The organism is Halorubrum trueperi (genome assembly GCF_042662525.1).
Lineage (GTDB): Archaea > Halobacteriota > Halobacteria > Halobacteriales > Haloferacaceae > Halorubrum > Halorubrum trueperi.
Window position 1 is genome coordinate 169,250 of the sequence record NZ_JBHSXI010000002.1, and the last position, 23,076, is coordinate 192,325.

Below are 23,076 nucleotides of genomic sequence, written 5' to 3' on the forward strand. Positions count from 1 at the left end.
GATGGTGTATGAAAGTGTTTGCTGCGTTGGTGCTCGATCGATACCAAACCGGTGTTGAAGGAGTTCCCAGTTCCTCACACGCGCCGTAACTTCTGACTGATCCATCTTTGTAACCTCCTTGAATAGGTAGAGACGGATCATCGCCTCGAAATCGAACGAGTCTCTCATCGTGATATCGTACTCGTCGTGCAGTTCGCTCATCGGTAAGTCGAGTTTCCCGATAACTCGTGAAGCGTTATCGTTGACTTCGAAGAGCGATTTGGCTTGGGCAATTACCCTATCTACAAGGGGATCCGCCGAACCGTTAGGCATTCAGCACCTCTGACGAGTCAAAAATGTCTGTACCTGTATTGGAGTGAAACCCGAGAGATTTCACTAGGGTAGGACTCTCTTCCAGCTCCTCAGCTAATCGAATTGGAGAAAATACCTTAATTTCTTTATAGAGAAATATGCAAATCAGCACTTCCGTTTTGAAATTCACCCGATTCTGTGCCCGGTAGTCCGTAAAATGATTTGCCGGGATCGATACTTCTCCGATTGTTTCCGAAAGATGCTCCTCATTCTCACAAATTATTCGTGTATGTTCGACGACTGATTCAGCTATTTCCGGTAGTCCGACCATTCAAAAATAGAAATATAGCGTTCTGAGACCAAGCAATTCAGAGCTATGGTCGAAGATTAGTATCGGCCATAGCCGTGTTCCAAATTCAAAGTCCACTTTGATTCGAACCTACATACACATCTCCGACACAGCGCATTAAACTTTGCTATGGAGTGAAGTTCGAATCAAAGCTATTGGAGAACCAAACCGTTATCCGGATTCAAAATAGATCCTTCAACAACCAGCTTTTGCCTTAGAATGGAAGATAATCGTGATATAGTGGATTACTTAGAGTCGAAAGGGGCGATAGAGATACTTGCGGAGATCGGCGAGGAGAGTGCTTGCCGCCATTTCCATCTTAGACACCGTATCAACCTGAGTTCAAGTACTCTGAGCAACCGATTGAAAGAAGGTGTCCAGATTGGATTATTAGAACAAACTCTATTGACGACACCAGACGGTCAAAAAGAAAAGGGGTACAAATTAACGGAGAAGGGAAAGAAGATCTTCGAAATGATTGAAGGTACTGAACTCTCTGAAATGTATAGGGAGAGAAAAAGGCTGGAAGATTCTATTAGCAAACAGGAGAGCGATCTATTAAACACCATTCAGAAACACGTTTCCAATTAATGGGTCTGTTGGGGCTCTGTGGAAATTCCATTCTTCAGACAGAATATAGCACGAAACAGCTGTTCCCTAAAGGCTGCGTAAAGACCAAACTGTTTTTCGGCCGGACATTATTCATTTGAAGTCACACAAGGCATTTAATCCGAACTCCACTTCGATCAAACAACATGTTCACGCTAGCCGGGGACCGTCGTCTCACTTTAGCGATGCTCGGTGGTGTGTTAATCCCTCTCGTTCTGGGCCTCAACGAGGCTGCACAGGAGTATATCGGCCTTGCTGTCGTGGTGCCAATGTTGCTCGGATTCGGACTGATCGAAATCTACCGCTCATACGGAGACACTTACGGGAGTTCCGGAAGAGCAGGCGTTCTGTTGACCGCTGCCGGTATATCTCTCTTGGGGCTCGTTGTTCTCGCCTACGCACTACTGCCACCGATGTTTGCGCTCCTGTACATCCTTGCCGTCCCGTTCGTCGCGGGGTCAGTCTCTCTCGCGCTCGGGTCAGGATTGCTTGCACTCAGTCTCCGAAATGCTGGCCTCATCTCGCGCCCGGCAGTAGCAGGACTCGGACTCGGTGTAATTCCTATTCTTGGAGCGATATTCTCGGCTAGTTTCGGTTCCGGCACTCCATCTGCAATCTGGGCAGTTCTCATCGGAATTCCGTACGGTTTTGGATGGGTTCTTACTGCCCATGAACTGCGGACAGCACCTAGAGATCGTGATCGCCAATCGTCCCAAACTCCTGTCGGAAGGACCGTCATACCTCACGTAGTCGGTGCCGGTCTCGTTGGAGCGATATTGGTACTCCTCTCAGCCGGACGGTTTCTTCCGCTAGGTGCGCTCTCAACCACACCGTGGGTCGGAGAGAGCTTCGCATTGGACATATTACATCTTGGGATTGGACTCCTCGGTCTTGTTGTCGCCGTCTCGGGACGACCCGAGAAGGTGCGGACCTACGATCAGATTGTTGGTATCGGCGCACTGTGTCTGGTGGGTATCACACTGTTCGGGACGTTCGTCTCAGTACCCGGAATACACCGTCTTGCGGCTGAACTTGGGTTGATTCTTACGGACATCATTCTCTATGTCCCCATCGGAATTATCCTCACGACTCTTGGGTTCGGCGTTACTGTTGAGGATTCTTGAATCAACTGTATTGACCGTTCAGAGAGAACGGTCAAGGTTGTGAATGAGACAAGCCATGGTGAGTTCCGGAGCTGCTTCCACTATCGTCGGGATCGTACTACCGCACCGTGCTTACGTTTGAGCGGTTGATGACGTCGGAAGTTGGGCACAGGGTAGCGACATACATGAGTTAATTTAGATATTTTGGCCGCCGAGATCGTCTTTTCCCGGTTTATCGGCATATAAATGTCAACTAAACATCGATTTGTAGGTTTGTACCTTCCGAACTTGTGGTTTCGCCAGTGCCTAACTGTTTGGCTTGTTATATAATTCAATGTCTGTGAAATGAAGGAGAGCGGCGAGAACCAGCCGCGATCCGGTCGACGAACCCTGCGACTCACCGATCCACTACCGACCAACCCACCCTCGACTCCGAAATCATGGCGAAAACAGGGTGACAAGGAGACTGCTGTCGCTCACCACTTTACCGCGAACCCGGAAACAGTGGACCCCTCAGCCGCCGGGGTCGAACAGGCAGAACCCCACCAGCTCCACGATCTCCCCCGCCAATATCGGCGGATCCTCACCCAAATCCACGTCCACCTCGTCCCGCAACAGGAAGTTCGCCAGCCGCCACACGTTGTACAGGAGGACGCCGATCACGAAGTACAGGAACCGGTTCCGGTAATCATCAGACGCCGACATCGGGATGAAGTGCTTCTTGATCGACTTGTACTCGTTCTCGATCGTCCACCGCCGACGGTACTGCTGAGTCAACCCGAGCCCCCTGTCCGGCGAGACGTGGGCGTTCACCGTGAAGATCACGTAGTCGCCCTCGATGTACTCCTCGTTATCCTTCGCCGTGTCCTTCGGCATGTAGATGAACGACATCGGATGCCGCTCGCCATCGTACTCGAGCCACCCTTGCTCGACGCTCACATCCGCCACGTCGTGCTCGATGGTCTTCTCGATGGCCTCCCTGTCCGCTTCCGCCTGCTTCTTCTTCCCGACCACGTAGAACGCGTCGTGCTGGTCGACGACGTGTCTGACCTCGTGGCTGTCGAACTCGCGGTCGGCGAACACCTTGTTGATGTCCACGTGCTGCTCGGCCTGCTCCAACAGGCGGTCGACCAGCTCGCCTCGCGTGCGCGTGTCGGCGTCATCTGATTCCCACGCCCGCTTGTCGCGGACGGGTTCGATGGCGAGGACGATGGGCGTGTTCTCGGGGACGATGGTGAGGGTGGCGAACTTGTACGCCCGCTGGTGGCTCTCCTTCACCCCGGAGACCATCACCGGGTAGTCCTCCCGGGGATACACTTCCCGCGTCGAGCCGTCGCTATACTCGACTTCAACGGGTTCCTCCCACCACTCCACATCCTCCTCGTCGCGGAACGGTGACGCCCAGTACGGCCACGTCGTGATGTCAATTGCGGCGTTCACCGGCTCGCGGACGCCGCTGCGGTCACGCCCCGCGATCTCGTCGAGGATGTTCTCGACGCCGGCGTGGAATGCTGGAAGTACTTCGTCGCGAATCAGCCGCCACTCGCTACGACCCGTGCCGTCGATGTAGTCCCAGAGGTCGGTTTCCGGGTCTGGGTCGGCGACCTTCTTCATCGTCCGATTGTGACTGGAGCCGGCGGGCACGGAGTCGCGGTTGCTGAGGCGGGCGAATCGGCGGCTTTTCGTCGTCGTGCCTGCATCAGCGAGATTGAGGTATCCCTGCCGTTCGAAGTAGGCTTGGAGGGCGTAGCTCGTATTGCTGGCGCGTGGGTCTTGGAATTCGGTGAAGCCGAGGGTGGTGGCCCGCTCGACGGCATCCATGATCTTCTCCTCTTCGATGTCGCTACTATGGATGTCTGCGGGTTCGAGTGCGGGCTCGTACCCTTGGTCGATCACGTCGTGTTCGTAGCAAACCTTGCGGATGCGGTCGGCGGCGTCCTCGATCAGGCTGCGATCGCTCCGCGTGAGGCGGTTGCGCCAGTTGTGGCTGATGCCGGCTTGAGTGATGGGGCGGGGGAGGTTGAATCGAGTGTAGACGTAAGCGGCGCCGCGGAGTCGGCGGGCGGTTTCGGCCTGGCTGAAGCCGTTGAGTTCCTTGTAGAGGAACAATTTAACGACGCCCTTGAGAGGGAAGTCGGCGTCGCCAGACTGCTCGTAGTCGCTGAAGGTGTCAGAGGGGATGTCGAGATGTTTGATGACGCGAGTGGCGTGGTCATGGATATGGCACAGGTCGTCCGCCTGCTCGGCGAGGGCAGCCACAACCCGATGTTCTTCTGTCATAGGTGGACTCTTCCTATAGTGTGGAGGGCCGTGAGTGGACGCATGCAATAGTCTGTGAACCACGGTGCCAAGGAGGCACGCAGGCAGGATAGCCATGGAGGTCTCCAGCACGGATGCGCGTCCAGTGCGCCCCTCGGAGTCGTTATCGCATGGCGCTGGACGCACCACCATGCAGTGCGCCCGCCACATTGCTGATGGATCCCGAAGAATGCTGGTGAGTGGACAGCCGCACACACGGTCGGTGAAATGCAGTACTCCTCATAAAGCTATTCTCCTACTTCAGGCACTACCTCCCCACCGAGCGGGCGAAGTGGGTGCGGAAACAGGATCAGTCATCGCGTTTGAGAACAACCAACTGTATGCGGGGCGAGCGAGGGACCGCTTCTGCGTATCTACAAGTACGTTAGCCGGATATGTCTCCACTTTCACAAATATCTCACTCTCCACCTCAATATACACTCTATATACGTACAAAATTCGACTATTCATTTCTAAATATGGCTTATACAGGAATATAGTGCTCGTATATGATTCGATACGGGATATTTACCTGGAAAACGAGAAAGTATAGAACCAGAAGTTTACACTCGAGAGATATCTCGGTGTACCCAGAGTGTAGATGCCGTACGGATGGTGTCCCCTCCGGGAGCGGGGTGACTACGAGGACGCCGGCGTCGTCACCAGTACTCCATGAGGACAGTAATTCGGTCGATGACAGCCGTTTCAGCGATTCTATCTGCCGGGAGAGGGGACTCCTCCGTCGGTCGGAAACTGCCCGAAGCGGTCGGAATCGACGTGATTTCGAACACCGCGACGCTGTCAGCTTCCGCGTTGGGACGGGTCGCATCCCAGCCCATCCATTGATCGGGCCTCGTCTGGATGAGCCCGCTAACTGACGTGAGACGTGAGAGCCGTCCCTCTGGTGCTCCTCGGCGAGAAGGCCTTCGACTGGCGGGCCAACCGTCGGGAGTCCGTCACCACCGCTCGGACGATAGCGGTGGCGCCCTGGCCACCCTCCCGATCGGGCCGTGCATCGGCCATTGTGGTTCGGTCACTGGGGACACCACACGCATCGAGATCGGGGTCGGTCAGTCACCGCGAGGGCTGGCGAGGCGCCCACGCAGCCACTTCCAGGACGCCTGGCGATAGCTATTCACAACATAGTGTGATACGTACCCGAATACGGTCCATCTCCTCGGTGAGAAGCGGACGCAGATACCGCCGAGCAGTCGCTCGCTCGCCAGTCCACGCACGGTGCTAACCGTCGCTGGTTCCACGTTCCGTTGGTTCATCGTAGAAGCCGCACAATAGCCTCCGATTCGGCCTATCCGACCGCTTCATCCACGACCTATCAGGTCGTCCGCCAGTTTGGGCGCACTCGCCGCCGTGTCCCTGTTGGCTCCGAAACCGGCAGCGTCAACCCCCGCGAGGGTCCACCACAGTACGCCGTTGGTAACGTTTAATTCGGACGCACTCGCACGTTCTATCGCGTATGAAAGTACTTGTCACCGTCAAGGAGGTGGCCACCGTCGAGGACGAGTTCGAGATCAGTGGACTCGACATCGACGACCGCTACCTCACGTACGATCTCAACGAATGGGACGACTACGCCATAGAAGAAGCCGTCCAGATCGCTGAAGAAACCGACGACGTGGACGTCGTCACGGTCACGATCGGGCCCGAGCGCGCCGAAGAGACCATCCGGATGGCCCTGGCCAAAGGTGCAGACCGGGCGATCCGCGTGTGGGACGACGCCATCGAGGGTGCGGCGTACCTCGACGTCGATTCCAAGGCGGCGCTACTGGCTGCTATCGTCGAAGAAGAGGATCCGGACCTGGTCCTCTCGGGCGTCCAGTCTGGGGACGAGTCCAACGGTGCCACGGGCGTCGCACTCGCCGAGAACGTCGGCTTCGAGTGGGCAGCCGTCGTCAACCAGCTCGATCTCGACGTCGAGGGCGGCGTCGCCTCGGTTCACCGCGAACTTGAGGGTGGCGTCGAAGAGGTTACCGACGTCGAGACGCCGGCCGTCCTGACGATCCAGTCCGGCATCAACGAGCCGCGCTACGCGAGCCTGCGCGGCATCCGCCAGGCACAGTCCAAGCCGCTCGACGTCCAGACGCTCGACGATCTCGGCGTGGATTTGGACATCCTCGAGAGTCCGCTGGCCATCACAGACATGTACGAGCCCGAATCCGAGAGCGACGCCACCGTCTGGGACGGCAGCCCCGAAGAGACCGCCACGGAGCTTGCGACCTTCCTGCGTGACAAAGGGGTGGTCGAGGGATGACGGACGTGCTCGCAGTCACCGAGCACCGCCGCGGTGAAGTCCGTGACGTCAGCTACGAGATTGCGACCGCCGCGCGCCAGTTGGCAGACGAGACTGGCGGTTACGTCCACCTGGCGGTCATCGGCGGCGACGTCGATACCGTCGCAGACCAGGTCAACCGCGAGGGCGTCAACGCCATCCACACCGTCGACGAGGGCGAGGAGTTCAACCACGACATCTACACGCAGGCCGTCGAGCAACTCTACGCCGAGCTGGACCCGCAGTTCCTGCTGGCGCCGAATTCGGTCAACGGCATGGACTACGTCCCCGCAAGCGCAGAGGGGCTTGACCTGCCACTGGTGACCGACGCGGTCGATCTGGAGTACAACGGTAACCTCACCGTCACGCGCGAGCAGTACGGTGGCAAGGTCGAGACGACCATCGACGTCGCCGAGGACAACGCGGTCGTCACGATCCGCCCAGCCGAGTGGGCCCAGGCAGAGGGCGCGGGCGACGCCGACGTCCAGGCGTTCGACGCAGACATCGACGAGAGCCAGATCAAGACGACGGTCACGGGCTACGAGGAGGTTGCCAGCGGTGACGTCGATATCAGCGAGGCGGAGTTCCTCGTCTCGATCGGCCGCGGGATCGAGGAGGAGGAGAATCTGCCGCTCATCGAGGCGCTCGTGGAGGCGACGGACGCGACCCTCTCCTCGTCGCGCCCCATCGTGGACAGCGGGTGGTTGCCGAAGAACCGGCAGGTCGGCCAGTCGGGCAAGGTCGTGACGCCGGACGTCTACATCGCCATCGGCATCTCCGGGGCGGTCCAGCACGTCGCGGGCATGAAAGGCGCCGAGACCATCATCGCGATCAACACGGACCCGAACGCGCCCATCATGGACATCGCCGACTACGCCATCGTCGACGATCTGTTCGACGTCGTCCCGCTGCTCATCGAGGAGTTCGGCGGGACACCGCCCGACGTCTGACGCGGACGGAGCGGGTGGCTGCAGCGCGGACGCTGTCAGGCGCCGGGACAGCCACTACCCGTTTTGGTGTTCGATGAAGTAGAGGACGTTGCCGCTGGGATCGTGGACGCCTGCCATGCGTAGGCCCCAGTCCTCGTCGGTCGTCGGTTCCAGGAAGAACGCGACGTCCTCCTTTCGGTTTCGGTAGGTCTGGTCGACATCTTCGACACGCACGGATACGTGATCGATGCCGACGGGGTTGTCAAAGAGTTCTGCATCGCGATGGGTCGTCGTTTCGTTGTCGATTTCGAACACGTAGAGGGACGCCGACTCCGGGGCTGGTCGCACGGCTGCTTCCTCGGACGAATACCGCTCAACCTCGAACCCCAGTTGTTCGTAAAACGACACAGCCGCGTCGAGATCGGTAACTGCAGTCCCAATGTTGTCTACGGTCGGTGGCACAAGGAACCCCGACGCGTTCGACGTCCATAAAATCGGGGCTGCCGACGCCGACGATGGAAACCCGAAACAGAGGCGATCGAAGCGTTACGTGACCATATTCAAACCCCAGCCGTCTCAGCGACGATAGCGGTTACTCTGGTGAGACGGTCCAGTACAAGAAGCGGCATCCCCGGGTGAAAGGCGCTCCCCCAGTGGAGCTGAATCCACCGATCATAGCTCAATGTCACTCGGGATAAGACTGGCGTGTCGACGGAGCGTTCCATTCGCGTCGTACACAAGCAACAGTGTCTTCTCGAACACCGTGACCGTCTCAGCGTTCGCCTGCATCACTATTCGATACGCTGCTTCGTGACCGGTACGGTCTGCGTACTCTCGTACTGCCTGTACGAACTCGAGAATCGGCTCCTCTTGCGTTTTGATTTCGAGCACGTATGCGCCGGTCACACGGTCGCTGAGACTGAGAACGCCCTCGTCCGTCCCATCGCTCGGCGACAGGCCGCGGAACGAGACATCGACCGCCTCCTCGTTGATATCGTCGGGCAGTCGCTCGCTCAGCAACTCCTGGAGCCGGTCACGTGACCCATCGAAGGCGAGTCGGAGTACCGGCTGACCTGAATCCGCACCGGTACCAGCCAACCCCGTGGTGGTGAACCCGATGGTGAACTGGTCGCCCTGCATCTCCGATACGTGGTGATAGCGAGTGAGAACCCTTGAGGGTTCGCATCCCCCGTGACGGTGCGGATCTGCAGTCTCCAATGAGTCGTCACCGGCCTACCACGACGATACTGTCCCCGATAGCAGAGACAGGAACGGAGGAGGTGGAACGGAGGGAACTTGAAATCGCCATGTCGACGAATCATAACTCGGTGACCGTCCAGTCACACGACTCACTGATGCAGCGATATCGGTGCTGTCCCACGGAACATGATAGTCGGATCGGGATGGTCGTCTTCGGCATCCACAGCATCCGACATAATGATACGGTCACTCGAAGTTTCGGAGAGCGACGGCCACGGGCATCGCGAGTGGCCGTTTTTGGGCTAGATTTGAGCGTCAATCGGTGAGAGGGAGGGTGCCGGAGCCTCGACGCATTCATACGGCGTGATTCGTAACAGAGCGGTATGGAACGCGTCATGGCACAGGGAACGTTCGATATCCTTCATCCGGGACATCTCCATTACCTTCGTGAGAGCGCCAGCCTGGGAGACGAACTGTATGTCGTTATCGCACGGGACTCCCGTCAGACGGCTAAAAAGGACCTCTTCATGGATGAAGAAAGTCGGCGTACGGTCGTCGACGCACTCGAAATCGTTGATGCAGCGGTGTTGGGGGCAGAAGGAAGCATCTTCGATAGCGTTGATCGAATCGTCCCGGACATCATCACAATCGGGCACGACCAAGACTACGAGCCGCCCACCCTTGAGGCAACGTTGCGAGAACATGGGTATTCAGGAGTCGATGTTGTTCAGATTGGCCCATACGATGACGGCGGGGTTCAGTCGTCGAGCGACGTGAAAGACCGGATCGCACGGCGGCGAGGTGTAGAGGTGTTCGAATACACACATGAAAAATAATCCAGCCCGAGACGTATTCACCGTGCTAACCGGATCTGCGATGTGTTGACTGCAGCCTCTGCCACGCGACCCAAGAATCCCCTGTTATGAGGTTTCTCTTTCAGTCGCCGTTTGTCTGCTCGGTGATTGTATTCATCTCGTCAACCAGGGTGATCGACGGCTCGTGATGCTCGTCTTCGGCGTACCTTGCATACGACATGATGATAACGATGTCGCCCGGCTCGGCGAGCCGGGCGGCGGCGCCGTTCAGACAGACCTCGCCATCGTCCCCGGCAATCGCGTACGTCTCGAACCGTTCACCAGTCGTCACGTTCACGACCTGCACGCGTTCGTGAGGGACGATATCAGCGGCCGCCAGCAGTTCAGTATCGACGGTGATACTTCCCTCGTATGCTTTGTCCGTCGCGGTCACCCGCGCCCGATGGATCTTCGATTTCAACAACGTTCGATGCATGGATTCATCTGCGTTCCCTGTGGGTACTATCGATCAGCGGGGTCATAAATAGCATGGATCGTCGAAGGACACCGATTTACTGCTCCTCTCGATCTGCGGACAGGTCCCCCTGCGGCTGCCAACAGCTACATGATTGCGTCAAGAGCGGGGCGCTCAGGACGCACGCGGTAGCCGTCTTCTGTGCGCTCGACGAGCCCGTGGCGATCGAGGTGGTCGAGGTGCGCGTACGCTTCACCGGGCCCGTGCAGGATGTGGATTCCCTCCAGCTCACCGAACAGGTGGGCGCTCACCGTCCAGGCATCGGCAGGGCCGTGCTCGCGGAGGATGTCGAGAACCCGGCTCGCGCGCTCGCGGTGATGGGCGATGATCTCCCGAGCGCGGGCAGTGGGGTCCTCAATCACGTCGCGGTGGCCCGGCCAGACCCGCGCGAACTCCTGGTTCGCAAGTCGCTCGAGCGTGTCGAGATACGTCGCGAGCGGTTTGTCGACGCGGACGTCCGCCCCGCCGACGTTCGGGGTGTACTTCGGGAGGATGGCGTCACCGACGAACGCCTCGCGCCCAGAGTCACCGTCAAACGCGAAACAACAGAGGCCGGCCGCGTGCCCCGGCGCGTGTAACACGCGAAGGTCCCTCGCGCCACCGTCGATCGTCGCGCCCTCGGCGATGGACTGGACGGTCGGTGGCTGGCCGACGAGGTGGTCATCCGCGAGCGCCGATCGGAGTTCGTCCTGCGCCGCCGGTGGGATCCCCCACTCGTCGAAGTACACACGCTGGCAGTCGTGGAGCGCGTCGAGGGCGTCGGGGTCCCGTCGGACGAGTGGCGCATCGGCCTCGTGAACGTACACGGTCGCTCCGCTCTGGGCCTGGATGTCACCGGCGAGCCCGGTGTGGTCGGGGTGCCAGTGCGTCAACACGATCTGGTCGATGTCCGCGAAGCCGAGGCCGCGCTCGTGAAGTTCGGTCGCGAACTGCTCGCGGATGCGTGGTGTCGCGATTCCGGTGTCGATGAGCGTGACCGATCCTGTGTCGGACAGCAGGTAGGCGTTGTTCCGTCCCTCGAACTCGTGGTTTCCGAACGTCAAGACGTGCACGCGTACGTATACGACTCGGAACGGTGATAGTGGTATCGGATACGGTCATCTGTTCTTCGGCGGATGACGGCGCGACCGGTGTGGGGCGCGTCGTCTCGGCCCCTCGATTTGGCCTGCGGTCGGAACAGTAAATCCGAATGGTGGTTCACGCCTGCCACGGCATCGTCGTCAGAGCGGGGGTTGGCCGGTACGCTCCCGGCGTTAACGGCAGACGGCGGTGTCTGGCACACTAGCTTTATCCGTCGGTTCGCAGTACCGTGTCACATGGAGTACGAGTACGTCCACGAGGACGACGTACCGCGCGTCGACCTGTCCGAGAACGACGACATGCCGCCGGACCACGACATCCGTTCGATCGACGAGGCCCTGGGACTCAAGAACATGCGGGCGAAAGTGTGGTACATCGAACCGAGTGACGAGATCGGCTACCACGCACACAGCGAGCAGGAAGAGGTGTTCTACGTGCTGGAGGGCACGTTCAGTTTGAAACTCGGCCGGTCCGGCGAGACCGAGACGGTAGAGGCCGAGCCTGGAACGTGGTGGGCAGCGGAACCGATGGTCGGCCACGGCCATCGGAACGTCGGCGACGAAACTGGCATCGTCCTCGCGTTCGGCGCACCGGCCGTGGACGACGCAGGCCTGAATCCCCAAGAACTCGACGAATGAGCGCTGACGACGGCTACCAGCCGTCGGACATCGTCTGTTCCGCGACGGCGACGCGACGAACAGTGACCCGCTCCCGACCGTGACCGAGGTCGACCATCGGACACATTCCTCGTTCGCGTCGAGTACCAACGCGGAGTACTACTACTCCCGAACCAGCCAGTGCGCCATGAGTGACGGTACGGCCGAACTGTGCCGGAGCGCCGACGGACCCCGGACGACCGGTACCGTTTTTTCGGTCGCTGCCGCATCGACGAGCATGCATGGATACTCGCACACGCCGGGAGACCATTGCGGGTCCGCGTCCCTCCGGAATCTAAGTGCATTCCACGACTGGGGATTCGACGAACCCGCCTGTTTTGGACTGGGAGCGGGCATTGGCTTCGGCTACCACGAGGAGGGCCCCACATCACGGATGATCGTGGGCCAGAATGCACACCTCGAACGGGCGTTCTTCGACCACCTCGGTCTCCCCGTCACCCACAGGGACGGTCAGCCCCGCGACGCCACCTGGAAGGCGCTCGAGACACGTCTCGAGTCGGGGCCGGTCCTGTGTTTCGTCGACCTCTACTACCTCCCGTATTTTGGGAGTGACACGCACTTCGGTCCCCACACGGTCGTCGTCGCTGGGGTCGACGCCGACACCGTGACGATTTCGGACAGCGAGTTCCCGGAGCCCCAGCCGGTCACGAGAACCGAGTTCGACGCCGCGTGGAGTTCCGAGTACGGGTTCGGCCCCCTCGACCGTCGCTGGCTCGCCGTCGACGATTCGGGCGAACTAGCAGCCGTCGAGGACGCAACCCGCGACGCCGTCGAGTCAGCGACGAAAACGATGCTGGAGGGTGGTCGAGGGTTCGGTAGCGGTGGCGTGGACGCAATCCGGGCGTTCGCGGACGAACTGCCCGAGTGGACCGCGTTCGACGACGTGCAGTGGATGGCGCGGTTCGCGTACCAGAACATCGAGCGTCGCGGGACGGGCGGCGGCGCGTTCCGCCGGCTCTACGCCGACTTCCTCGAGACCCTCGGGACGGACGCCGGCTTCGATCCCCGGTTCGGCGAGCGCATGCACCGCATCGCGGACGACTGGACAGTCCTGGGCGAGGAGTTGAAGGTCGTCAGCGAGACCGACGACGAGGACGAACGAGCGGAACGCCTCAGTGACGCGAGCGAGCACGCACACTCGCTTGCGGATCGCGAGGAAGAACTGTTCGAGGATCTCGCGGCGGTGATGTGACCCGCTTCCGGGGCACGCGGCTCGAGGCACTGAACGGCTCTCGTCATCACGGTCATTCCCGGTCGTTTGCCCCTGCCTCGGGGTCGTTTGGACAGCTTCGATTTCCGTGATGACGAGCTAGTCCGTCTCTCGACCCGCTTGACTCGGGGATGGTCCACGCGGTTCGTCCGGCGGGTGACGTCCGCGGCTGGACCGGGTAGATGCTTTATGAGTCTCTGCACAGAAGAACAAGCGTATGCCACGAGCCGCGGTGGTCGGGGCTGGCATGAGCCCGTTTGGCCATCACGACGCACCACTCGAGGAGTTGTTCGCCGACGCTGCCTTGCCGGCGATGGACGATGCCGGCGTGAGCGCCGATGAGGTCGACGCGTTCTACTTCGGGAATGCGTTGGCCGGCCAGACCGAAAACGACACGCACCTCGCGCCAACGCTCGCGACGCACCTCGGCTTGCAGGGGATACCCTGTCAGCGGTTCGAGGACGCGTGTGCCACGTCGTCGAATGCGTTCAAGCACGCCGTCCAGGCTGTCGAGTCGGGGATTCACGACGTCGCGTTGGTCGGTGGCGTCGAGCGATGTACGCCCGAAACCGGGCTCGACACGGACGCGATGACACGCATCTTCGCGAGTGCGTCCCACCGTCGGTACGAACAACCGACCGGACTCACGTTCCCCGGCGTATTCGCCCTGCTCACCAAGCGACACATGCACGAGTACGGCACGACCGAGGAGGAACTCGCCGCCGTCGCGGTGAAGAACCACCAGCACGGCCAGTACAATCCGAACGCGCACTTCGGCCAGGACGCGACTGTCGAGGACGTCCTGGAGAGTCCCGTGGTGGCCGATCCGTTCCACCTCATGGATTGCTGCCCGTTCTCGGACGGCGCCTCCGCGGTGGTCGTCGTCGCCGACGACCTCGCGGAGAGTTTCCGGGGCGACCCCGTCGCCGTCACCGGTGTCGGTCACCGGACGGACGCGGTTCCACTGGCCGATAAAACCGCCATCACGGCGACACAGTCGGCGCGCGACGCCGCGTCCGACGCGTACGCGCAAGCGGGCATCGAGGCCGCCGATGTCGACTTCGCCGAGGTACACGACTGCTTCACCGGGGCGGAGGTCATGGCCATCGAGGCCCTCGACCTCGTCGAGGACGGTGCGGGGAGACACGCCGCCGCCGAGGGGACGACCTACGTCGACGGCGAACTGCCGGTGAATCCGTCCGGCGGCCTGAAGGCGAAAGGCCATCCAATCGGAGCCACCGGTACCGCACAGATCGTCGAACTCACCGAACAGCTCCGCGGCGCGGCCGGGAAGCGACAGGTTGAGGATGCGTCCACGGGGGTCGCACACAACCTGGGTGGGGATGCCGCGACGACCGTCGTCACCGTCATGGAGGCACGAGCATGAGCGAAGAACTCCCGTCCGAGGACGCCGTTCGCACTCTCGACGACGTGGACTACGAGGAGTGGCGCGAACAGCTGGAAGCGGGCGTGTTGCTCGGCCTCGAATGCCGCTCGTGTGGACACGTCACTGCGACCCCGAAACGCGTCTGCATCAATTGTGGCGCCCGGGAGTTGGACGCCGTCGAACTCCCGACGCGCGGGACGGTGTACAGCGAGACCACCATCGAGGTCACGCCCGAGGGGTTCGACGGTCCCTACCAGGTGGTAATGGTCGAACTAGGGAGTGTTCATTTGCTGGTACGCGTCGATGGCACCGTCGAGATTGGCGATGTGGCCGAATTCACGGGCACTGTGGTCACAGAGGACCTCCCAGCCCCGGTCTTCGAGCCAGTCGAGTGAGACTCCCGCCGGCACTTCGGACCGGGGCTGGATCGCACCGTTCCAGCGTCCGTATCCAGCGAATTCTTTTAGCCCTCGTCCGTGTTTCATCCCCACATGGAGTTTGAAACGCACTCGCAGTCAGCGACGTTCAACAGTCCGCTGGCGGACTTCGAGGCGGTCACGGAGACGGTTGAGGTCCGCGAGGACCCTCTCACTGGTCGCATCGCACGGATCGTCGACGGAGCATTCGTCATGCCCGACAACTACGAGATTGACGCCGTCGTCTCGGACGACGAAGGGTGTTTTTTCTGTCCGGAGAACGTTGAGGAAGCGACACCGACGTACCCGGACTGGATGGACGTCGACCGTGGATCATTCGGGGAGGCGACGTCGTTTCCGAACCTCAACCCGTACGGGAGTTACTCGAACGTCGTCGTGCTCACCGAGACACACTTCCAACCGATGGAACAGCTCACGGCGACACAGTTCGCCGGCGGACTCACCGCGGCACTGGAGTACGTGGACGCCGTCTTCAACTACGACGAGGACGTCACTCACGCCTCTGTGAACATGAACTTCCTCCGGTCGGCCGGGTCGAGCCTCGTCCATCCCCACCTGCAGACGGTCGTCGACGACCGCGGAACCAACGCACAGCGGGAACTGCTGGCGGCGAGTCGGCGGTATCGCGACGCCGAGGGGTCGACGTACTGGGCTGACCTCGTCGACGTGGAACGAGACGGTGACCGCTGGATCGGAACGGCTGGCCCGGTCGACTGGCTGGCCGCGTTCGCGCCGAAACACCACCGGCACGTGCTCGCCGTCGCACCGGACACGAACCGCGCCGAGCTGGGGCGGGAAACCATCGAAGGGTTCGCGACGGGGCTATCGAACGTCCTCGCCGCGTACGCGGATGCGGGTCTCAACGCGTTCAATTTCGTGCTGCACCTCGTCGACGACCCGGCGCTCCCGCCCGTCATGTCCGTCGTCGCGCGCTCGGTCTTCGACGAGTACTACTGGTCGGATTCGCCGTTCTTCACGGTGCTCCACGACGAAGGCGTCGTCGATACCCCACCTGAAACGTACGCGGAACAGGCACGTACCGAATTTTAAGCCCGGTGAACGTGGACCCCCTTCCGTGCGGTGCAGTATGAAACGGACCTACGGCACGAACGAGCGAGGTGATACACTGTGAGCTTCGAACCCACGCCGACTGCCACATCCATCTCTTTCCACAGCGGCTGAGACGGGCAATTCGTGGATCGCTCAACGACGCGGCGGGCGGGGAGTTCCCGCACCCCGACGACCCGACGGCCGTCGAAGCCACGCTCCGGGACGCCGGGACTTCGCACTACTCCCCGCTTCCGTACGCCCACGAGGCCGACATGGCCGCCGACCGCAACGACTGGGAACTCGACTGGGCGGCCGATTCTCGAATGTGCATTCCATCCGCTACTGCCGACCCCGAGACGTCGGCGCAGTCGTTCGCGAGGCCCTCGACCGTGGTGATGGGGGTTTGAAGTTCCAGTGTCCGGTCCAGGACTACGCGCCGGATGCCACCTCTCCCGACTTCGACCCGGCGTTCGAACTCGCCGCCGAGTACGACCGGCCAGTGCTCTTTCATCCAAGCACCGCGCCAATGTACGAGGGCTCCCCGTGCGTCGGCGCCGACCACTTCCGGTCGTTCTGCGGGTCGTCTTCACAGCGTGAATTCGTCGATCTCTCCACACAGGTCTTGGACCTGGTGGACGAAGCTCAGGACGGCTCCCTCATCGCGTCGACCTCGACGCGATCTGTGCGCTCGGCACAGATCGTATCTCCCTGAGTATGTAGAATCTCTCTTCGACTAGGAATTTATGGCGCTCAAAAGTGTGCCAGTGAGTTCGTTGAACTGTGAATCGCAGTCACTGCAGCGATATGTCTGGATATCCTTGCCCGTGGTTCCCTTCTTGATGAATCCTCACTTCTGCAGTAGAGATACGCCACCATAGCGTCGAATTGGGCGCAGCGGAGGCGTCGTAACACACCTCCCGTTCTGGAATGAACACCTCGACTGACTTCCTGTCCATCACTAGTGACTACAATCTCCAGATTCGTAGAAATGATGTCTCATCGTGAAGAGCCAATACAAATACTCCCGCGAGATCGAAGTCCGAGACGAACTTCCGAAAGACGAGGTCGGGAAGATCAAGCGGACCGATCTCCGCGAAGAGGCCTAGCGCACCGGTTCGAGCGCGTCTGTCATCGCCTTTGGTCGCGGAACGAACGCCCCCGTATCGTCACAGCATCCGTATGCGATCCGGCCTTCGATCCGCCGATCGTCGTCGCTCTCACCGTCGAAAGCGACGGCAAGCGTCGTGTCATCCACTGATTCGATGCTCCCACGGATCGTCATTTCGTCCTCGAAGCGGACCATATCGTTGAACGTCAGGTGCCACTCCCGGGGCTGGAACGGCCACCAGTCTGTCGCCTCACAGAGACCGGCCAGCGACGTTCCGGTCGTTTCCAGATACTTCTCGAGTCCGGCGGCGACGAACCGTGCGTAGTCTTCGAAGTATCCCAGGTCGACTGCCTCGATGTGCGGGGTTCGGAAGGTCCTTCGGACCGCAAACGTCTCCTCTCCGGCGGCGAACGTCACTGGATCGTCGTCAACAGTAGCGAGACAGTCGTCGCGGTCGAGACCGTCTGTCAGCGCACGGAGGCGCTCTTTGACGTGACCGGGGAGGGGTTCAGGCGTGCCATCGGGGGCCAATGTTACGCTGACGACGCGAACTCGACCGAACCGCTCGTCGCCAGTGACGCGGGAGAGTTCGTACTCGACCTGGAAACTGCGGTCGCTGACGTACACTGGAACGCCGGTAATCAGAACGCGGTCGCCGTAGGTCGGGTACCGATCCATGCGGGCCGTAACATCTACCGGTCCGTACGGGATCCCTCCCTTACTGACGATTTCATCACACGTGTAATCCAGTTTTTCGCCCAGTTCTTCTATAGCACAGATGACCCAGTCGAAGACCGTCGCGTAGTGGAGACACGGGCCGTACGTGGTATCACCGAACCGGACGCGCCGTTCTAAGAGGTCTGCCGGCATATCCATCGTTATACTTCGATTGGTGAAAGGTCTATCGCCGAAGGGATACTGGGCACCGAACCTTTATGATAATGGCATTCAAGGACAAACTCATGTTTGGCAACGTACCAAGCGAGTATACGCCGTCGGAAGAGCACTGGCCCGACCTCCTGTTCACAATGCCCGAGCACCACATGATCCGCAACCGGTCGTCGGTGAATGCCACAACCGAAATCCTGGAGCGGCCAGTCGAGGAGAACGGGTGGGAGGACGAGACGGCGTTCATCCACGTCGACGAGGATCGGGCATACACCCACGGCGAGTTCATCGAGATGGTGAACCGATTCGGGAACGCCCTTCGGTCGCTGGGCGTCGAGCCCGGAGATAGGGTTTTATGGCGAGCCAACGAGCGCCCCGAGACGATCGCTTTCAACTTCGCGATCTGGAAGATCGGAGCCATCGCGACGCCGGCGACGCTGACCCAGAGTCGTCGGGAGGTTGGGTACGTCGTCGATGACATTGAGGCACGAGTCGTCGTCGGCCAGACGGACACGATGGAGGAGGTCTATCACGCGGTCGAAGGATCGGAAACCGTCGAGCACGTCATCGGAACGCCGACCGCCGATCCGGTTCCGAACGATGTCGATATAGACGTCGAGGTACACGATTACGAGCGCCTCGTCGCCGACGCCGACACGGAACTCGACGCAGTGGATACTGACCCGTTCGACGTGGCCAACATCTGCTATACGGGCGGGACGACCGGCAAACCGAAAGGATGTATGTGGACGCACGCGAGTAACATTTCAAACTCCGTCCTTACAAAGCGCGATCGGGCACTAACGCCCAATGACCGCGTGTACACGCACGCTCCGATTGGACACGCATTCGGGATGGAAGAGCGAACGTTGTTCTCGTGGCATGGCGGAGCGACTCAGATCATCAAGCAGACCCCGAAACCGGTCGACGTACTCAAGGTTCTCGACGAGTACGACGTCACGAAATTCGTCGGCGTCCCGACGATGTGGCGACTGATGCTTGACCGGGAAGACAACGAGGAGTACGACCTCTCCAGTCTCGAACTGGTCGGCCTGTCGGGCGAGATGACCGACAAGGAGACCTTCGATCGGATCACCGAACGGATCGGGTTCGAACCGTGCAACCTCGTCGGCATGACGCCGACGGGGAAGTTCTTCATCGTCTCTCACGAAGGAGAACAGAAGGTGGCACCGGAGAACTCCGTCGGCCGGCCGGCACCGGGCTACGAGGCGAAGGTCGTAGACGAGGACGGCGCCGAACTCGAGCGCGGCGAGATGGGCCAGTTGGCCGTCCGGGGCCCCACCGGCATAGCTTACTGGCAGAACGAACACCCCGAGATCGAAGAACGGGCCCGGAAAGATTCACTCGGCGGGTGGAGCCTCCTCGACGATATCTACTACAAGGACGAGGATGGGTGGTTGTGGTTCGAGACACGGTTGGACAATATGATCGTCTCGGGCGGGCGTCAGATCGCCGCCCCTGAAGTCGAAGAAGTCCTCAACGACCACCCGGAAGTCACCGAATCGGCCGTCGTCGGCAAACCGGACGAAACGAGAGGCGAGATCGTTAAAGCCTTCGTCTCGCTGAGGCCTGGAACGGAGCCGAGCGACGAACTTAAAGCCGAACTGCAGGAGTTCGTCAAGGACCGGATGGCGAAGTACAAGTATCCTCGCGAAATCGAGTTCTTCGACGAACTCCCGAAAGACGAGGTCGGGAAGATCCAGCGCGCCCAACTCCGCGAGCGAGAGCGCGAGTGACGACAAACCGCTGATCCGTTTCCGGTGGCTATCTGTTATCGGGTCTCCATCCCCAGTCACGGTTCGATCGTCGTTCGCACCTCGACGGTCGAAGCGTCACAGTTTCGCTTATCCGGGGGCTATTACTCGGCGAGAGCCTCCTGCAGCTCCGGTGGAACCTCGATAGTCTCGAATGTCTCCATGTCGACGGTAACGTGTGTCTCCCCTACTTCGAAGGCCACCTCGTCGTTGTCGGTATATCCGATAACGTCGAAGTGGACGGATGTCTCGCCGGGATCCGCAGTGACCTCGATCCGGACCAAATCGCCGTATCGCAGAGGGATGTGATACTCCGCCTCCGCGTGGACGACCGGCATCCCCCACCCCTCTTCGACGATCTCGCCAAACTGAAAGCCGATGTCCTCCATGTAATCTTCGACGGCGCGGTGAGAGGCCCTGAAGAGTTCAGGGTAAAACAGGACGCCCGCTCGGTCGATGTCGTCGAATCGGATCTTCCAGTTGTACTCGTATGACATTACGACGGTATTCGGATAGGCCCCGAATAGTTCTACCGGCTCAGCCATCCCTGCAGACATCGCTGGTCCGCCAAACCATCAGTCCATCGTCCGAAGGCACCGGACGCTGATTTCACACCTTGGTACCGTTCAGGGCTCGTCATAGTCGAGCTCACGGTCTTCGGCGAACGCCACAAGCCTCTTCGTGCTCCAACTCGGACACGCACTCGACCTGCTGTTTGACGGCGCGCTGCTGATACTCTTCGAGGGAACTGGGTGGATCGTTCAGTCCCTTCGTTGTCCGAAGAGCGCTCGCTGAAGGTCCTGGAGTCGTTCTGCCAGCGCCATCGCCTCGGTGGTAGGGTCGTTCCACTCTGTGACGGCCAGCCCCAGATCGACAGCCTCCTGGGCAGTGATGTCGCGACCCGTTAGCAGAAACCCCCTGACTTCGGACTCGCCGATCAGTCACAAAAGGAGCCAGCCGCCTCCGGGCACGGAACCGGTCCCATCCTGACGTGTCCCTTACGTAAGTGAAGGGCGGGCCCGACGGGTCGCGTTAAGTTAAGCAGAAACGCAAGACGGCAAGGGTATTTGTCGAGTTGGAGCACATCTGTTTATGTGCTTGAGACAAGCAGCGACGATAGGATATAGAGATTGGCCTTCTCAGATTTCCTCTCGGTCGATCGCCGTAACAAGATCTGCAACAAAATTCCAGTGTATTCTAGTCAAATCGTGTGACTGCAAGCACATCGATACCTAACTTAACGCGACCGCCCGACGACCAGCGGGTCGTCCGCGAGCGCGAAGTCACACCTGGGACCGATCGTGGGACCGTCAATGGTCGCGATAATGGGCCCATTAGTCTCCCGGAACCGGCTGTGGATGACCTGTATTTGCCGGATGAACGCTCGGTACTCGTCCGGTGGTTCGTCGCCCTGGTCGAACATCTCACGCAGATCGGTCCGGAACAGAACCCGTCACCTGCCCCGCTCAGGATGACAGCGTCACTTCCTCGTCCTCCGTGGCTGTTCGCAGCGCGTCGTTGAACTCGTCGATCGTCTACTTTCCGAAGGCGTTGTACATGTCGGGGCGATCGAACGCGATCGTGGCGATTCCAGCCTCGCAGTCGAGTATCACGTCGTCATACACAGTGTCCGATTCACCGTCGGTCGCTATAAAATCACGGACTACCTGCGACACCGTCCTCGCTGCCGGTCCGGTCGAATTCTCCGTCCCACCGGTGTCTACTCTCCGCGGAACTCTGGATCGCGATCGTTGACGAACGCGTCGAGCCCCTCCTCGAAGTCGGCCGTCTCGAACAGGCCGTATTCGAGTTCCTGTTCGTAGGCGAGCCCTTCGTCGAGACTCATCTCCGTGCCCTGCGTGACCGCCTGTTTGGCGGCGGCGTAGGCACGGTGTGGTCCGTTCGCGAGTCGCTCGGCGTACTCCTGGACCTCGCTCTGGAATTCCGCCGGTTCGACGGTTCTTTGGACGAGTCCCAGATCGGCAGCCTCCTCGGGCGGGACTCTGCGGGCGTTGAGTATCATGTCTAAAGCCGTCCCACGGCCCACTTCCCTCGGGAGTCGTTGGGTGCCACCGCCCCCCGGCATCGCTCCGATTTCCGTTTCAGTACATCCGAGTTGCCAGTTGCCATCGGAGACGATCCGTTGATCGCACGCGAGGGCGAGTTCGAATCCGCCGGCCAGACAATGGCCGTCGATGGCGGCGACGGTCACCATCGGGAGCCGTTCCAACGTTCGGAACGTCTTGTGCATGAACGAGACGAAGTTCTGGAGTGTCTCGTCGTCTGCATTGACGTACCACGAGAGGTCCCCGCCGGCGGAGAACATCCCGTCGATCGCACTTTCGACGAGTAACACGGCTGGACCGGCGTCGCGTGCCGCTTCGAGAGCGTCATGAAGGTCGTGCATGAACTCGTGGGTGAACCCGTTTACGGGGGGTGATTCGAGCGTCACCCGTCCGATATCGTCCTCCACGGAGAAGCTTACGTCTGGCATGACAGTCGCATGTTCACTGCCGCTTCATAAATAACTCAGGATTTCGGCTTGGTGAGCCAGACATAATCGCACAGAACGTCCAAATCAGAAACGGGCGGAGCCGTATCGGATGACAGCGCCCTGGTCTCTTGTCCAGCGCGTTCTCCCTCTTTCTGGTGCCCCGCCGCGATCGAAACCCCCTCTGCGGCGGATCTTGTCCTTTGAACCCTGGACACACCTATTGAGTCTCATCGACTTGCGTGGGGCCACTGACAGTCTGGGAGATACGATCCCGGAGAGTCGGAAAGCCCCGAAGAAACGCGGTTCCCCCTCCTTAATCTGGTCGTAGAGCGTCTTACACGACGGAGACAGCAGGAAGGCGATCTGATTGATGCTCAACTGCGTATCAGCGTAGAGAAGGAAGGTGATGAGGAATTTGCCGTGGGTGAGTTCCGAATCGTAGAAAAATCGTACGTGTTTACCCCGAGGTCTCGACAGCCGGCACAGCGTGAGCCCGTGACATAACCTCATTATTGCTGACGACTCGACGAAGTTCTTCGTATGGATTGCGTCCCTGCTGGCGCCACGTCGCCAGC

At 60.1% G+C, this 23,076-nt stretch carries 23 protein-coding genes and 1 pseudogene; 13 read left to right on the top strand and 11 right to left on the bottom strand.

Annotation, left to right across the window (positions count from 1 at the left end; translation table 11 throughout):
- On the bottom strand, nt 1-201 hold a 201-nt coding region (locus tag ACFQEY_RS05065; protein ID WP_379765326.1), incomplete at its 3' end, for a hypothetical protein.
- Between the two features lie 658 nt (nt 202-859).
- Here ACFQEY_RS05065 and ACFQEY_RS05070 point away from each other — a divergent pair.
- Together ACFQEY_RS05070 and ACFQEY_RS05075 are read left to right on the top strand one after the other, a co-directional pair.
- Nucleotides 860-1,231, top strand: coding sequence for a winged helix-turn-helix transcriptional regulator (locus ACFQEY_RS05070; RefSeq protein WP_379765329.1), 372 nt, complete (start codon nt 860-862; stop codon nt 1,229-1,231).
- A 164-nt stretch (nt 1,232-1,395) separates the two neighbouring features.
- Complete coding sequence (locus ACFQEY_RS05075; protein ID WP_379765332.1) at nt 1,396-2,373, top strand: hypothetical protein; 978 nt, start codon at nt 1,396-1,398, stop codon at nt 2,371-2,373.
- A gap of 492 nt (nt 2,374-2,865) precedes the next feature.
- Here ACFQEY_RS05075 and ACFQEY_RS05080 read toward each other — a convergent pair whose 3' ends face one another.
- The gene (locus tag ACFQEY_RS05080; RefSeq protein ID WP_379765335.1) at nt 2,866-4,632 is read right to left on the bottom strand and encodes a transposase; all 1,767 of its coding nucleotides are present in this window, start codon (nt 4,630-4,632) and stop codon (nt 2,866-2,868) included.
- A gap of 1,492 nt (nt 4,633-6,124) precedes the next feature.
- Here ACFQEY_RS05080 and ACFQEY_RS05085 point away from each other — a divergent pair.
- Entirely contained in the window at nt 6,125-6,919 is a 795-nt protein-coding gene (locus ACFQEY_RS05085; protein WP_379765338.1) for an electron transfer flavoprotein subunit beta/FixA family protein, read from the top strand.
- On the top strand, nt 6,916-7,887 hold the full coding sequence (locus tag ACFQEY_RS05090) for an electron transfer flavoprotein subunit alpha/FixB family protein (RefSeq protein WP_379765341.1): 972 nt from the start codon (nt 6,916-6,918) through the stop codon (nt 7,885-7,887). Before ACFQEY_RS05085 ends, ACFQEY_RS05090 begins: the two co-directional genes overlap by 4 nt.
- Nucleotides 7,888-7,941: 54 nt before the next feature.
- On the opposite strand, the gene ACFQEY_RS05095 is transcribed toward ACFQEY_RS05090, so the two are convergent.
- Entirely contained in the window at nt 7,942-8,328 is a 387-nt protein-coding gene (locus tag ACFQEY_RS05095; protein ID WP_379765344.1) for a VOC family protein, read from the bottom strand.
- 210 nt (nt 8,329-8,538) lie between these two features.
- A complete protein-coding gene (locus tag ACFQEY_RS05100; RefSeq protein ID WP_379765347.1) occupies nt 8,539-9,006 on the bottom strand; it encodes a DUF5793 family protein in 468 nt (155 codons plus the stop codon).
- 443 nt (nt 9,007-9,449) lie between these two features.
- Here ACFQEY_RS05100 and ACFQEY_RS05105 point away from each other — a divergent pair, with 443 nt between their 5' ends.
- A complete protein-coding gene (locus ACFQEY_RS05105) occupies nt 9,450-9,902 on the top strand; it encodes an FAD synthase family protein (protein ID WP_379765350.1) in 453 nt (150 codons plus the stop codon).
- Nucleotides 9,903-10,002: 100 nt separating this feature from the next.
- On the opposite strand, the gene panD is transcribed toward ACFQEY_RS05105, so the two are convergent.
- Together panD and ACFQEY_RS05115 are read right to left on the bottom strand one after the other, a co-directional pair.
- Nucleotides 10,003-10,356 (bottom strand): aspartate 1-decarboxylase, encoded by a 354-nt coding sequence (gene panD / locus ACFQEY_RS05110; RefSeq protein WP_379765353.1) that lies wholly within the window; start codon nt 10,354-10,356, stop codon nt 10,003-10,005.
- A 125-nt stretch (nt 10,357-10,481) separates the two neighbouring features.
- Nucleotides 10,482-11,447, bottom strand: a complete 966-nt coding sequence (locus ACFQEY_RS05115; protein WP_379765356.1) for an MBL fold metallo-hydrolase — start codon at nt 11,445-11,447, stop codon at nt 10,482-10,484.
- A 264-nt stretch (nt 11,448-11,711) separates the two neighbouring features.
- On the opposite strand from ACFQEY_RS05115, the gene ACFQEY_RS05120 reads away from it, so the two are divergent.
- From ACFQEY_RS05120 to ACFQEY_RS05150, 7 genes are all read left to right on the top strand, one after another.
- The gene (locus ACFQEY_RS05120; RefSeq protein WP_379765359.1) at nt 11,712-12,113 is read left to right on the top strand and encodes a cupin domain-containing protein; all 402 of its coding nucleotides are present in this window, start codon (nt 11,712-11,714) and stop codon (nt 12,111-12,113) included.
- Nucleotides 12,114-12,369: 256 nt separating this feature from the next.
- A complete protein-coding gene (locus tag ACFQEY_RS05125) occupies nt 12,370-13,344 on the top strand; it encodes a DUF4872 domain-containing protein (RefSeq protein ID WP_379765361.1) in 975 nt (324 codons plus the stop codon).
- A 235-nt stretch (nt 13,345-13,579) separates the two neighbouring features.
- On the top strand, nt 13,580-14,749 hold the full coding sequence (locus ACFQEY_RS05130; protein ID WP_379765364.1) for a thiolase domain-containing protein: 1,170 nt from the start codon (nt 13,580-13,582) through the stop codon (nt 14,747-14,749).
- Entirely contained in the window at nt 14,746-15,144 is a 399-nt protein-coding gene (locus ACFQEY_RS05135; protein WP_379765367.1) for a Zn-ribbon domain-containing OB-fold protein, read from the top strand. Before ACFQEY_RS05130 ends, ACFQEY_RS05135 begins: the two co-directional genes overlap by 4 nt.
- Nucleotides 15,145-15,240: 96 nt before the next feature.
- Nucleotides 15,241-16,236 carry a hypothetical protein gene (locus ACFQEY_RS05140; protein WP_379765370.1) on the top strand — a complete coding sequence of 332 codons (996 nt, stop codon included), beginning with the start codon at nt 15,241-15,243 and terminating at the stop codon, nt 16,234-16,236.
- 68 nt (nt 16,237-16,304) lie between these two features.
- Nucleotides 16,305-16,643: a hypothetical protein gene (locus tag ACFQEY_RS05145; RefSeq protein WP_379765373.1), complete on the top strand. Its 339-nt coding sequence runs from the start codon at nt 16,305-16,307 to the stop codon at nt 16,641-16,643.
- Nucleotides 16,640-16,948, top strand: a complete 309-nt coding sequence (locus ACFQEY_RS05150) for a hypothetical protein (RefSeq protein WP_379765376.1) — start codon at nt 16,640-16,642, stop codon at nt 16,946-16,948. Before ACFQEY_RS05145 ends, ACFQEY_RS05150 begins: the two co-directional genes overlap by 4 nt.
- Before the next feature lie 21 nt (nt 16,949-16,969).
- Here the strand turns inward: ACFQEY_RS05150 and ACFQEY_RS18760 are convergent, their stop codons facing one another.
- Nucleotides 16,970-17,077 carry an IS1/IS1595 family N-terminal zinc-binding domain-containing protein gene (locus ACFQEY_RS18760; RefSeq protein WP_459864996.1) on the bottom strand — a complete coding sequence of 36 codons (108 nt, stop codon included), beginning with the start codon at nt 17,075-17,077 and terminating at the stop codon, nt 16,970-16,972.
- 261 nt (nt 17,078-17,338) lie between these two features.
- A complete protein-coding gene (locus ACFQEY_RS05155; protein WP_379765379.1) occupies nt 17,339-18,214 on the bottom strand; it encodes an acyl-CoA thioesterase family protein in 876 nt (291 codons plus the stop codon).
- A 92-nt stretch (nt 18,215-18,306) separates the two neighbouring features.
- On the opposite strand from ACFQEY_RS05155, the gene ACFQEY_RS05160 reads away from it, so the two are divergent.
- On the top strand, nt 18,307-19,989 hold the full coding sequence (locus ACFQEY_RS05160) for an acyl-CoA synthetase (RefSeq protein WP_379765382.1): 1,683 nt from the start codon (nt 18,307-18,309) through the stop codon (nt 19,987-19,989).
- A gap of 122 nt (nt 19,990-20,111) precedes the next feature.
- Here ACFQEY_RS05160 and ACFQEY_RS05165 read toward each other — a convergent pair whose 3' ends face one another.
- The 3 genes and pseudogenes from ACFQEY_RS05165 to ACFQEY_RS05175 all read right to left on the bottom strand — a co-directional run.
- The gene (locus ACFQEY_RS05165; RefSeq protein WP_379765385.1) at nt 20,112-20,504 is read right to left on the bottom strand and encodes an acyl-CoA thioesterase; all 393 of its coding nucleotides are present in this window, start codon (nt 20,502-20,504) and stop codon (nt 20,112-20,114) included.
- A 1,223-nt stretch (nt 20,505-21,727) separates the two neighbouring features.
- Entirely contained in the window at nt 21,728-22,501 is a 774-nt protein-coding gene (locus tag ACFQEY_RS05170) for an enoyl-CoA hydratase/isomerase family protein (RefSeq protein ID WP_379765388.1), read from the bottom strand.
- Between the two features lie 117 nt (nt 22,502-22,618).
- Nucleotides 22,619-22,945: pseudogene (locus tag ACFQEY_RS05175) on the bottom strand (IS1595 family transposase); the annotation flags it as partial.
- Nucleotides 22,946-23,076: the final 131 nt, after the last annotated feature.